This is a genomic window from Streptomyces sp. NPDC041200 (assembly GCF_055591805.1).
The window spans coordinates 1-12033 of sequence record NZ_JBVIZF010000015.1 but is presented as its reverse complement, the minus strand read 5'-3'; the positions used below and the strand labels follow the sequence as shown (position 1 = coordinate 12033).

Below are 12033 nucleotides of genomic sequence, written 5' to 3'. Positions count from 1 at the left end.
ATCACCGTTCCATCGCTCCGTCAAGATCGACTATGAAAAGGCCGGGGCGCCGGCTGGGCGGCCAGCCCCGGGCAACGCGCGCTCGAGCTCGTCACGCGGTCGCAGGCCACCGAGGTAGTGCCCACCTCTGGCGAGGCCAGCAGCCCGATGGCCGCCGCACGGTCACGGGCCCCGGGCTCACGGAGCACGAGCCTCTCGGTCCTGATCGGCGCAGGTGGCCAGGCGACGGGGCCGAGCTCAGCCATGCCGACCAGCTCATCAGCAAGCTCGGCACCGATCAAGCTCGCCCACCGATCAACCCACCGACTCGGAGTAGGGCCTGCCCGGCGGCCGCGGGAACCGCCCAGACAGTGACGGCTATCCGTCCGCCAGGCCCCGTCACGAGAAGCAGTTCCCTCAGGGCTTCCCGGGGCCGCGAGCGCCGACCGACCGCTTCTCGGCCTTGGCCACATCGCTTTGGTGCGGCACGGGCGTCGATGTCCAGGCAGGTCAGGAATGAACATCATGCAAGCGCGGCTCGACATATTCACCCGCATGAGTGAATTGCATCGGCAGAAGTTTTATCTCCCCGCACTCCGCGCAGACGTACCCGGAGCAGGTGGACAACGAGAGCGAGGGAGTAGCTATGTCGTATGAGGGTGAGAAGCAACTGATGGTGAACCGCCTCAATGGGAGCCTCCTCACCGTGCAGGGAGGGAAGTGTTTCGACGGAGCACGCATATGCAGCGTCCGCTACGCGACTTATGACCACTACCCGCAGCGGTGGACAACGCGCAAAATCGGAGAGATAGACGGGTGGACGATTTGTCACGTTGAAATATCTCAAGATGGAGAAACGTTCCGTCTGGCTGTTGACAGCGATGAGCCAAAGATCTCTCTCGCCAGCCAGCCCCTGCTCAAAAAGCCCGATAACTCAGATCGCCAGAAGTGGTGCTTTCGCTCCGACTGGTCCGGGGGAGGTACCCATCTGGTGAATATCGCCCCGTATCTGAACCGTTCGGCCGGGCTGGGACTCAGGGATGACTTCGGACTGGAGTGGACTGAGGCCGCTCTGGTCAGGAACTTTTCGACCACTGAACAGCTGTGGTATTTCAACGGGAGCGGGCACAGGGATTCCATTCCCAACTGACTTCGAGGAGCACCCTGACCGTGCAGCCCGCAGGAAAAGGAGTTTTTATGAGCACGACCGAAATCAGGGCCTCCGTCGACACCGTGGACCCGCGCGAGGGCGGGTATCCCTTCCACATCACCAAGGAGGAAGAGCGGCAGCTGCGCCTCCAGGGTGCGCGGGCCGTGCCATCACTGGTGATCGGGCAGGCGACGTCTTTTGACGAGTACGCCCGGCAGCTGATGATCCCGCCGGCGGTGATGGACCTGGCTCGCAAGGCCGAGAACCTGCGGCTCTCGGCCTGGGAGGTGGAGGCGATGCGCAAGCATCTGGCCCCTGTCGAGCCGGACGGCAGCATGGGGCTACTGCGCCGGATCCTGGTGGACAAGAACGGCGACGACAGCTCCCACCCGCCTTACATCCGCGTCGCCTGCACCGGCCGAGGACACTACGACCACCTGGCCACCAAGCATGGCCACCTGGACTTCCTCGAAGACCCCGAGGGCGAAATCGGTTCCCCGGTGGTGCTGGAGATCTGGCCCGCGCAGCACTACTCGCCCATCCACTCCCACGGGCACACGTCGGGCATCGTCTTCTGCCTCGCCGGCCAGCTCGATGTCATGGTCTACGACAGCCTGGACTGGGATGCCACCAAGCTCGGCCTGCTCACTCTCACCCCGGGGCAGTGCGCCTGGCTCACGAAGGAGACCTACGCCGTCCACCGGGTGTACTGCCCGATGAACGGCGGCGACGGCACCACGGGCCCGGGATACATGAATTCCACCGCCGAGTTCGGCGCCAGCTTCCACGTCTACCTCAACCCGGACGACTCCTCCGTGCAGCACCACGACGGCGAAAGCCACAATCGGGACGCCTTCGACTACATCCACGAAGACAGCAAGGACCACAAGAAGTTCCAGACCCAGTCCGACCTGTCCTGGAGCGTGCTGCGCCGAGTGCTGGCCAGCACGCAGCTGACCTGATCAGACAGACGTACTGCGTAACCTCGATCTCGCGCGAGGGTCCGTCAGCCTGCCCGCGCCCTTTCCGCTCGTTCAAAGCGGAGGTGCGGGGGCAGGTTGCGCGAGCCCACGGGCCCGCGTTGTCCGCAGGCCCATGGGCCATCCCTCGACGCCGGCAGCGACTGCCACGGCATGGACATGAACGTCGGGTGGTCGAGGCCGCGCCGCGGGCCCTGCCCCGTGTCGCGCAGGCCGCCGCCATCGTCAGGACCGACACCTGAAGGGTGTCAATATTCCGATCAGGCTGCTGAGCTGGGCTTCCCTCACGGGGATGAGGCACTCGGGCTGACATGGTGTGGTACCCGTTGAGCAGTCCGCCGAGTACCTGCTGGCGCCTGACCGTGGCGGCGGGCAGGGGGATGACGTTCGGAGCATCGTTCGGCGCCCGTAGGCTCAGGCAGCGGTGGGCCCGTCCTGCGTTGTAGTGCTCGGTGTACCGGTTGAGGACCGTACGCAGGTGTCGTTCCCCGGTGATCAGGAGCCGGTCGGTGCATTCGGCGCGGGCTGTAGGTATCCATCGTTCGGCGAACGCGTTTGACCGGGGACTTTGCGGCGGTGTCGGGATGACGGCTGTGCCGTTGTCGGCGAAGACGGCGTCGAACGGGCCTGCGCGCGGAGGAACGCGCGCCAGGTCTGCTGGGATGCGCGTCGCGGTGCGGGCGGTAGACCGGAGCGGCGCAGGACGCGCCGGATCGTGGCGGCCGCAACCTGATGACCGAGCCGCCGCAGCTCGCCTTGGATCCTGACGTACCCCCAGGTCGGGTTTTCTCGCGCCAGGCGCTGGATGAGCGCGACTGCCTCTTCCGGTAACGGTGGCCGACCGGGCCTCACTGGTGCCTGCCGCCACGTCCAACGCACCAGACGACGGTGCCAGGCAAGCAGTGTCCCCGGGGTGACCAGCCGATGACGGCGCAAGGCGGAGGGCAGGTGCCGCGCGAGAGCGGAGAGCACGGCACGATCAGCCCATGAGAGCCGCTGCCGCTGGACCTGCCGACGAAGACAGCGACCTCATGACGGAGTGCAAGGCCCTCGGCGTTGTTCGCGGCGGTCGACCGGCCCAACAAGACCAAGCAGCTCAGAAGTCGGCAGAAGATCAGGTAAAGCAGTCGCAGACCCACCATCACTGATCATGCCCATACATGGGCGATCGCAAAGCCCCAGGTCAACCACCGTGCGTCAATAGAGACGCCCTTCAGGGGCACCCGGCCCGCGACAGCCACGAGCGCATCACCACCGAAGACGCCGTCGAGCGGTTCGTGCGCGGGGGGCATAGCCATGTGCGACGCGTGTCGACCTGATCGGGCGTTGCGGCGCTGACCGCCGCGCCACGCTGCGACGTAAGCGCGACGGAAGTTAGACCCAATGCAGTTGCTTTAGCAGGGTGACGGGGTTGGCGCCGGGGAGATGCGTGCGGCGTCAGGGCAGTAAGAGAGGCCTGCCAGCTGCTGCCCGGAGAAGAAGCGGGTGATCAGGTCAACAAGCTCTGTGCTGCGCTCGAAGGTCACCATGTGGTCGGCGTCGGCGATGGTGGTGAACCAGCTGTCGGCGCAGGTGGCGGCGACTTCACGGCACATGTCAGGGGTGGTGAAGTGGTCGTGTTCCCCGGTGACCGCCAGGACGGGCATGGCTGGGGCGATGCTCGTGTCGAGCTTCTTGTGCACGAGCAGGCGGGCGGTGTTCGCAAGAGCTTGTGCGCCCTCCTGGAGCTGAAGGGTAAGCAGTCGGCGGCGCATCGCATTGCGCAGTCGGGTGCCTGCGGTAACGGATGTGATGCTGCGGGGATTGAACAGCAGGTCCAGGACTGTGTCGGCGAAGTCCTCCATGCGCCCTGCGGGCAGCAGTTCCATGGCCCGGCGGATGGCGGTCTCTGCGTTCTCGGGTATGGAGGTCATGGTGCCGACCAAGGCCAGGCGGCGGACGCGGTCGGGGTGGCGCTGGGCGAAGGTGTAGGCGACGGCGGTGCCGTAGGAGCCGCCGACGACGTTAACCGTGCTTATGCCGGCCTCGTCGAGCATGTGATGCAGGGCATCGACCAGGGACTCCACGCCGTGCTCTTCGGGCAGGACATCCGCCTGCCCCCAGCCGGGTAGGTCGACGGTGAAGACGTCGGCGTGGGCGAGGAATTCCGTCTCGATCCGGCCCCAGCTCTCTTTCGTCTGGAACGCGCCTCCAACGAGCACCACGGGCGCCACGCGCGGCGAATCCGTGCGCACGAGCCGTGACTCGCAATGGAAGCCCTGCCAGGAATGCGTGGCAACGATTGGTGAGACGCCGTAGGTCGCATCACTGGCCGGAGTGGTCGGGTTGGGCACGAATCTCCCTCACATCGGATCCGGCGCAACCCAGCCCGTACCACAGCATCGTCCCGAGAGAGCCAGGTCAGGACCGTATATGCACTGACAGTTGAATGATCACCACACTATCCTGGCGCCTACGTTCCGGTAGCACTGGCATGACGGCAGCCCTTGTTGAGCAGCGCTGTGGTTGCCGGAAAGTATGTCCACGCTGGGCAGGCGGCATGTCGTACTCGTGGATGGTTCCGCGGAGTCGGTCGCGTCGGCGTACGTCCAGTTGGACGATCCGGTCCGGATCGTTGATCGGCGTGGGCCGTGATCCCAGAGGTGAGCCCTGGCCGAGGGCGCGGTGCGGGCGATGGGTGTTGTAACCTGCGGCGCCGGGTCGGTTCCTGCGGCGCGCCGGATCTCCCAGACCGTCGAGGCTGCGACCTTGATCCCGAGCACTGTGAGCTCGCCGTGTATCCGGCGATATCCCCAGGTCGGGTTCTCCTTCGCCAGCCGGATCACGAGTAGCCGGATGGACCGGACCGTTCGCGGCCGACCCGCGCGATTCGGTCGTGACCGCACGGCGTGCCTGCGGCGCAGCAGGTCGCGGTGCCAGCGAAGCACGGTGTCCGGCGTCACCAGCGGTCGAAGCCGACGGAGGCGCTGCTTGGGAAGGCGATGGAGCAAGGCAGCGAGGAAAGTGCGGTCCTCGGGCGCGAACCGGGGGCGGGCTCCTTCGAGCTGTCGCTCCAGCACGGCGAGTCGTGCCGCAGCGCCAGGATCTCCACGTCTTTGTCCCGGTCGCTCAGCGGCAGCAGCCGTAGTGCGGCGAAGGCGTTCGTTACCGTCAGATAGGCCAGGCGCAGTAACACAACTGATCATTGTGTCGGTCAACGCCGACGTGCTGGAACACCGCCCACCCGCCAGCGGCAAGACAACGTGATCCGTGCTCTCACTTGCGCGGATGGACTTTTCGGCACCCGCACCGCCCGCGAGCAGGAACCCGTCCCCTCGAGGACCGTCGATCAACTGTCCGGGGCTGCCCGCTGACCCCGATCCGCTGACCGGCCCGGCTCCAGCCGCCGCATACCTCCGGCTTGGTCGAGACCGAGATGCTCGAGCAGCCGCAGCGACTGGCCTACGACCACCACCAGGTCATCACCGACGGCGTTGCCACGGTGAGCACGACAGGACACTGAGCACCAGCAACGGCGGCCCCCGACCCAGCAGGTCGGGGGCCCGGCCAGGGGCGCCTGACACCCACCCGGCCGGGGCCCCACGAGCGGTTCGGCTCAGCTCAGCGTCTTCATCGCCGCCGGATCGACGACTACGACCCGGCGGGTATCGGCGTCGATCACAACTTGACGGGCCGTGGAGTATCGATGGTTCACAGAATCAACATCGCGTTGATTAAACTCGACGTGGTGTAGACTTTCCGGGTGAGGGAGCAGTCCAGCTCCTCGCGAGACCTTTCTGGAGGAACAGTGCAGCAGCAGAAGTGGCTCATCACCGGCGTCAGCACGGGCCTCGGCCGTGCCTTCGCCCAGGCCGCCCTGGCCGCCGGGCACACCGTCGTTGGAACGGTCCGCTCCGAGGAGGACCTGCGGGCCTTCGAAGGGCTGAAGCCCGGGTACGCTCACGGCCGCATCCTGGATGTGACTGACGGCGACGCCGTCTCGAATGCGGTCGCGGAGGTGGAGCAGAGCGTCGGTCCTTTGGATGTCGTCGTCGCCAACGCCGGCTACGGCCTGGAGGGCACTTTCGAGGAAACCCCGCTGGCCGAGGTGCGGCGACAGTTCGAGGTCAACGTATTCGGGGCAGTGGCCACCCTGCAGGCAGCCCTGCCCCACATGCGCCGGCGCCGTCGCGGACACCTGATGGCCGTCACTTCCATGGGCGGGCTCATGGCCGTGCCCGGCATGTCCGCCTACTGCGGTAGCAAGTTCGCCCTGGAAGGCATCCTGGAAGCACTGGGCAAGGAGGTCGCACAGTTCGGGATCCACGTGACGGCGATCGAGCCCGGCTCCTTCCGCACTGACTGGGCCGGACGGTCCATGACACGCGCCGCGCAGTCCATCGACGACTACGACGAGCTGTTCACCCCCATCCGGGAAGCGCGGCAGAAGGCCAGCGGGAATCAGTTGGGCAATCCGGCCAAGGCCGGGGACGCCGTCGTGCACATCGCATCGGTCGAACAGCCGCCGGCCCACCTCGTCCTTGGCTCGGACGCGCTGCGACTGGTCACCGCCGCGCGCACGGCCGTGGACGAGGACATCCGCGCATGGGAGCCGCTCTCCCGTACGACCGACTTCGCCGAGGGTGCTCAGCTCTGATGCCCAGCCACCACTCTGCGCGGAGCCGGCGCGCCACCGAACGCAAGGGCGATGTCCGGGAGCGGGCCATTCTGGACACCTGCGAAGCTCTGCTGGCGCAAAAGGGCTACGACGCCATGACCGTCGGCGACATCGCCCAGGGCGCCGGCATCACGCGCGGCGCCCTGTACTTCTACTTCGGCTCCAAACAAGAAGCGGTCACGGCGCTCGTGGCCCGGACCGTTGAGCACCTGTGGGAGCGGTCCCGGGCCACCGCGCAAACCGACGAGCCGCGCCAGGCCATCGCAGCAGCCATGCGGCGCACGGTTGAGCTATGGAACGAGCACGGTCTGGTCATGCGCACGGCGATCGACCTGTCGTTGACCGTGCCGGAGATCGGCAAGCTGTGGAGCCACACGGCTGACTTGTTCATCACGGCCATCACCGCCGTCCTGGAACGAGCCGGCGTTGAAGCCGGCACCGGACCAGAGCAAGCGTCGGCGATGGCACGCGCCCTGTGCTGGATGATCGAGCGGACCTTCTACCACGCCTCGCAGGAATCCCGCGAGGAGTTGCAAAAGGCATCTTCGACCTGTGAACACATCTGGCTGACCAGTGCTGGCCTGATCACCTGACGCATCTGGTGTGGACGATGAGGCGCGAAACCGGACCCCGTGACTCCGAGGCCCACCGTCCAGGCACTCCGCCAGCGGGAATCCCGCGAGGCGCAGCGTCCTCTCCCAGCCCGGTCAACGGGAGCTGGTGTCCACAACTCCCGTGTATGGACCTTCCGGGTCAGGTTGCGAGACCTGGAAGGTCACTTACGGGACAGCCCTTAGCTTGATCTTTAACGTCTGGCGTCGAATGGTGCGTCGAACTTGATCACTCGGTTCGGTATCCGGCATACACCGAAGCGGCCTTCGTCTGAACATGTGCTCCGACCAAGGAACACGCACGTCCAGCACGAAGGCCGTGAGGATGAGTCTGCTGCATCAGGATGCCCGGCGGGAGCCGTTGGCGGAACTGTCATGCTTCCGGGGAGAGTTCTACTCCTGTCTCACCGCTCGTTCGGACGCGTTGTTCGAGCTGGTCGATGCCGTTCTGTGCGGCGATGGGCCGGTGAGGTCGCTGGCCGAGCTGTCACTGGTGGGCGAATACCGCCGCGGTCACGGCGGGCTCTACGCCGCGGTGGCACGCGGCCGCATCGACGCTGACCGGCTGCGGTGGGCACTCGCGACGGTGCCACTGCCACGGGCTGCCAACGGCCAGCTCGTCCTGGCCATCGACATCACCTGCTGGCTGCGGCCCGACGCCCACACCTCACCGGAACGGATCCTGTGTCACACCTACGGACGAGGCAAGGACCAGCACATTCCTGTCCCCGGCTGGCCGTACTCACTCGTCTGCGCGCTCGAACCCGGACGCAGCTCATGGACCGCGCCCTTGGACGCGCTGCGTCTAACGCCCGGGGACGACGCTGCCACCGTCACCGCCCGGCAGCTGCGCGAACTGCTTGAGCGGCTGATCACCGCCGGGCAGTGGCCTCGCCCTGGATGCGCACACCACACCAACGAGCCCCGGGCCGGGAAGAAAGACGTTGGTGATCTGCAAGCCCTTAGTGCGGCTGAAGGGGTTGGACTATCCGTTGTGTGCTTCGAGCTCGGTCGCCAGCGTCTGTTGGGTGGCCGCCCACGACGCCAGGAGCGCTAAATTGTCAGCGGTCGGTGTGCCCGCGGGTGCGGTGTAGACGTTGAGGTGCAGGCCGGGTTCGGCGGGCAGTTCCAGGGACTCGACGTCCAAGTCGAGCTGGCCCACGATCGGATGGCACACACGCTTGCGGCCGGACCGGTGCAGCCGCACGTCCTGAGATGCCCACCGCTGCCGAAATAGCTCACTACACGTTGACAGTTCGCCGACTAGGGCGATCAGCTCCTCGTCGTGCGGATTACGGCCGGCTTCCATACGTAGCTTCGCGGCCGCAGCACCGGCAACTTGGTCGTAGTCGACAAAGAAATCTCTGGCCGCCTCGGGGTTTAGATAGACGAACCGCGCTGTGTTCGCGGGCCGTCGCGGGTCGGCCAGCACCGGTGAATACAGCGCGCGAGCGAGTTGATTCATGGCGAGCACGTCATAACGGCCGTTACCGATCCAGGCCGGCGCATCGGAGATCGCGTCGAGCACCTGCTGCAGCGTCGAGCGCACCGTTACGGCAGGCCTACGCCGGCGTGGGCCGCTGGGCGCCCTGGATTGGCGCGCGAGGTGGAACAGGTGGTCGCGCTCGGCCTCGTCGAGTTGCAAGGCAGAGGCCAACGCGTCGAGCACGCCATCGGAGGCACCGGCGAGGCTGCCGCGCTCCATGCGCACGTAGTAGTCGACCGATACCCCCGCCAGTAGCGCTACCTCCTCGCGGCGCAGACCTTTGACCCGACGGTTGCCGCCGTAAGCGGGCAGGCCCGCCTGCTCGGGTGCGATGCGGGCGCGACGCGAGCTGAGAAACTCCCGGATCTCGGTGCGTAGATCCATCGTGGCCATCCCCTCACCGTAAGCCCTTCCCGCAGTCTAAGGAGTACCCGATGCGGTCGTCGCGGTGCCGCCGTCTACCGGGATGATGGTGCCCGTGAGGTAGGACCCAGCCCGGCTAGCGAGAAACACGGCGATACCCGCCATGTCGTCGTCGCGGCCGAGCCGGCGCAGAGGGGCCGCCGCCGCGATCGTGTCGCCGATGGCATCGAGCGTGGACGCCATCATCTGCGACGGGAACACTCCCGGTGCTACCGCGTTCACCGTGACGTGCTGTGGGCCCAGCTCTCTGGCAAGCACTCTGGTGAGTTGATGGAGTGCCGCTTTGCTGCTGGCGTACGAGTAGTTGGGCGACTGGGCGACGTGGATGGCGGCGATACTGCCGATGTTAATGATCCGCGCGGGATCATCGGCGGTGCCCGCCCTGCGAAGTGCGGGGAGCAGCGCCTGCACCAGCCAGAACGGCGACTTGAGGTTGAGGTCGATCACTGCGTCCCAGGCCTCGTCCGGGAACGTCGCTAGCGGCTCGCGCCACATCGCTCCCGCGTTGTTGACAAGGATGTCCAGGCGTTCCGAGTCGACCTTGACGAGATCAGCGAGGCGCTGACACTCGTCGTGCCTGGACAGGTCGGCGGGGATTGCTTGAACGTCGCCGAATTCGGACAGTAGATGCTGTGCCTCCGCGCACGCGTCTGCCTTGCGTGAGCTGATGACGACGCGGGCGCCCGCCTGGAGAAGGCCGCGCGCTATCATCATGCCAATGCCCCTGGTGCCGCCAGTGACAAGTGCGCACTTCCCACTCAGATCGAAAAGTTCTGTGTGAGTGGTTAGTTGGTTGTCCGCCATTGGTCTCCGTCCCTTCTGTCGTGGAAGAATGCGCCGACACGGTCGCGCATTCGGGCAGCTGAATTGAACTGATGGGGGTAAAGCTGCAGTGCGTGTCCATGGAGTGTTGTCGGCGCTTTCGACTCAACCAGGTTGACAGGCGTTTTGGACGTCTGGGAGACCCTGGTGATACAGGTACTGTGAGAGCCCCCTTGCCTGGTGCGCTGACTCAGCCCGGATCCACCGGCTTGACTCCCGGCTGATCGTTTCGGGGTCGTGCAGGCCGTGTTGGGGCTGAGTTGCGGATTCGGGCATGGGGTGGTCGCTGGTCCGCCCAGCTCTTCCACTTTGTCCACAGGTCTCGGGCCCTTTCGGGCAGGTCGGTCAGGGAGCGTCAGAGGGCCGGCGGTGCATGCACCGTGCTGAACAGCTGGGTGAAGTCCTCGCTCCAGGACCAGCGTTCGGGCAGGTGCAGGGTGAGACGGCGGGCGGAGCGGGCCAGGCGGGCGGGCACGTTGATCAGGCGGTCACGGATGGTGGCGGTGGTCGCCCTGGTATGGAACGCGGAGGCCAGGGCGCCGGCGGCGCGGGTCAGGCTGTGTGCCAGGGCCGCCAGGGCGAGCCACGCGGTATTGGCCTGGAAATGACCGGACGGCGCGTGGGCGAAGCCGCTGTTCTTGACATCGGCGATCACCTGCTCGACGACAGGGTGCCGACGGTGATCACGCTCGGCATCCCTCAAGGCGAGCGGGGAGTCGGTGAACGCGGCGTGGTAGCGCCAGGTGTCGAAGAGCGTGCTCTGCCCGGCGGGGACGGTACCGGCGCTCAGGCGCTCGACGCTGCGCACGATCAGTCGGGTGGTGACCTGCTGTTTCTTCGGCTGAGAAGTGAAAGCGGTGTAGAGGATCTCGGCTATCTCGGCGTCGGAGATCCAGCACTGGCCCTCCTCGTCCCAGACCGCTTGGGGATATTTGATCGGTGTCCAGGCGTCCTCGTCGATGCGGGCGATGGTGGCCTTGACGGAGGCGTTCATCCGCATGGTGATGGAGAAGCGGGCACCCAGGGCCCGGCAGGCGTTGATGACGTCGGCGCCGTAGAACGCGGAGTCCGCCCGCGGCACCAGCAGGCCGCTGGTGCCGCAGGCGCGTGCGGTGCGGATGGTGTCGTCGATGTCCACGTATGCGGCCTGGTCCGCGCCGGGCAGCAGCGGGGTGCGACGGGCCAGTTCGGGCAGGAACCGGCGGGCCACGGCGTCCAGTTGCTTCACATTCCCGTGGGTGAAGGAGCGCAGGAACGACGCCAGCGTGGACGGGGCCCGCACTCCGGAGAACAGGCGGCCCATCGCACCGTGCCGCAGCCGGTCCATGTCGTCGATGCTGTCGGCGCCCGCGGCCATGCCGCCCACCAGCGACATCAGTTTCGCCGCAGGGAAGGCGCCGGTGCCGTCCTTCGAGGCGGGAAGCCGGACGCGCTCCTCGACCAGCGCGGGCAGACCGCACCGCTCGGCCAGCCGCACCGGCTCCAGCCCGCCGTACGTGATCAGGTTCGGATCATCGAACGCGGATGAGACCGCCGCCGCGGCATGGGAGGAAGGGTGCACTTCGGTGTCGGAAGGCGTGACAGGCTCAGCGGATGGATCACACATTCGATTCTCCGCCCGCTGACCGAGAGCTCCTCGACTTCGCCGTCGGCTTGGCCACGCGTGCCGGACAGGTGTCCGCGCAGGGTTTCTTCGGGGAGTGGGGAAGCCGCCTCAAGGAAGACGGCAGCGAGGTCACCGAGATCGACTTCGCGGTCGAGGACCTGGTCAGGGATGAGCTGGGCCGCCATTTACCGGAGGACGGCATCTACGGCGAGGAGAGGGGCTCGACCGCTGGGGTGTCAGGGAGGCGATGGATCATCGACCCCATCAACGGCACCACATCGTTCACTCGTCGGTGGCCACTGTTCTCGAACGACATCGC

Annotated in this window: 10 protein-coding genes and 4 pseudogenes; 6 read left to right on the top strand and 8 right to left on the bottom strand. The window is 66.5% G+C overall.

Features of this window, described 5'->3' with window-relative positions:
• Positions 1–10: 10 nt before the first annotated feature.
• Positions 11–245: pseudogene (locus tag ACZ6CL_RS27750) on the bottom strand (GNAT family N-acetyltransferase); the annotation flags it as partial.
• A 353-nt stretch (positions 246–598) separates the two neighbouring features.
• On the opposite strand from ACZ6CL_RS27750, the gene ACZ6CL_RS27745 reads away from it, so the two are divergent.
• Both ACZ6CL_RS27745 and ACZ6CL_RS27740 read left to right on the top strand, forming a co-directional pair.
• Positions 599–1129 carry a hypothetical protein gene (locus ACZ6CL_RS27745; RefSeq protein WP_468940136.1) on the top strand — a complete coding sequence of 177 codons (531 nt, stop codon included), beginning with the start codon at positions 599–601 and terminating at the stop codon, positions 1127–1129.
• A 47-nt stretch (positions 1130–1176) separates the two neighbouring features.
• Positions 1177–2091, top strand: coding sequence for a cupin domain-containing protein (locus ACZ6CL_RS27740; protein ID WP_468940134.1), 915 nt, complete (start codon positions 1177–1179; stop codon positions 2089–2091).
• Positions 2092–2569: 478 nt separating this feature from the next.
• Here ACZ6CL_RS27740 and ACZ6CL_RS27735 read toward each other — a convergent pair.
• The 4 genes and pseudogenes from ACZ6CL_RS27735 to ACZ6CL_RS27720 form a co-directional block, all read right to left on the bottom strand.
• Positions 2570–2644 (bottom strand): annotated as a pseudogene (locus tag ACZ6CL_RS27735) (integrase core domain-containing protein); the annotation flags it as partial.
• A 191-nt stretch (positions 2645–2835) separates the two neighbouring features.
• Positions 2836–2961, bottom strand: a pseudogene (locus ACZ6CL_RS27730) (integrase); the annotation flags it as partial.
• A 542-nt stretch (positions 2962–3503) separates the two neighbouring features.
• Entirely contained in the window at positions 3504–4442 is a 939-nt protein-coding gene (locus ACZ6CL_RS27725; protein WP_468940132.1) for an alpha/beta fold hydrolase, read from the bottom strand.
• Positions 4443–5047: 605 nt separating this feature from the next.
• Entirely contained in the window at positions 5048–5284 is a 237-nt protein-coding gene (locus ACZ6CL_RS27720; protein WP_468940130.1) for a hypothetical protein, read from the bottom strand.
• Positions 5285–5896: 612 nt separating this feature from the next.
• Between ACZ6CL_RS27720 and ACZ6CL_RS27715 the strand changes: the two genes are divergently transcribed.
• The 3 genes and pseudogenes from ACZ6CL_RS27715 to ACZ6CL_RS27705 form a co-directional block, all read left to right on the top strand.
• On the top strand, positions 5897–6745 hold the full coding sequence (locus ACZ6CL_RS27715; protein ID WP_468940127.1) for an oxidoreductase: 849 nt from the start codon (positions 5897–5899) through the stop codon (positions 6743–6745).
• Positions 6745–7359, top strand: coding sequence for a TetR/AcrR family transcriptional regulator (locus tag ACZ6CL_RS27710; RefSeq protein ID WP_468940124.1), 615 nt, complete (start codon positions 6745–6747; stop codon positions 7357–7359). Before ACZ6CL_RS27715 ends, ACZ6CL_RS27710 begins: the two co-directional genes overlap by 1 nt.
• 343 nt (positions 7360–7702) lie before the next feature.
• Positions 7703–8266, top strand: a pseudogene (locus ACZ6CL_RS27705) (transposase); the annotation flags it as partial.
• Positions 8267–8362: 96 nt separating this feature from the next.
• Here ACZ6CL_RS27705 and ACZ6CL_RS27700 read toward each other — a convergent pair.
• The 3 genes from ACZ6CL_RS27700 to ACZ6CL_RS27690 form a co-directional block, all read right to left on the bottom strand.
• A complete protein-coding gene (locus tag ACZ6CL_RS27700) occupies positions 8363–9256 on the bottom strand; it encodes a helix-turn-helix transcriptional regulator (protein WP_468940121.1) in 894 nt (297 codons plus the stop codon).
• A gap of 27 nt (positions 9257–9283) precedes the next feature.
• Complete coding sequence (locus ACZ6CL_RS27695; RefSeq protein WP_468940119.1) at positions 9284–10090, bottom strand: SDR family oxidoreductase; 807 nt, start codon at positions 10088–10090, stop codon at positions 9284–9286.
• 373 nt (positions 10091–10463) lie between these two features.
• A complete protein-coding gene (locus ACZ6CL_RS27690) occupies positions 10464–11669 on the bottom strand; it encodes a transposase (RefSeq protein WP_468940116.1) in 1206 nt (401 codons plus the stop codon).
• 32 nt (positions 11670–11701) lie between these two features.
• Here ACZ6CL_RS27690 and ACZ6CL_RS27685 point away from each other — a divergent pair.
• Positions 11702–12033: inositol monophosphatase family protein (locus ACZ6CL_RS27685; protein ID WP_468940113.1), on the top strand; the 332-nt coding region annotated here is incomplete at its 3' end.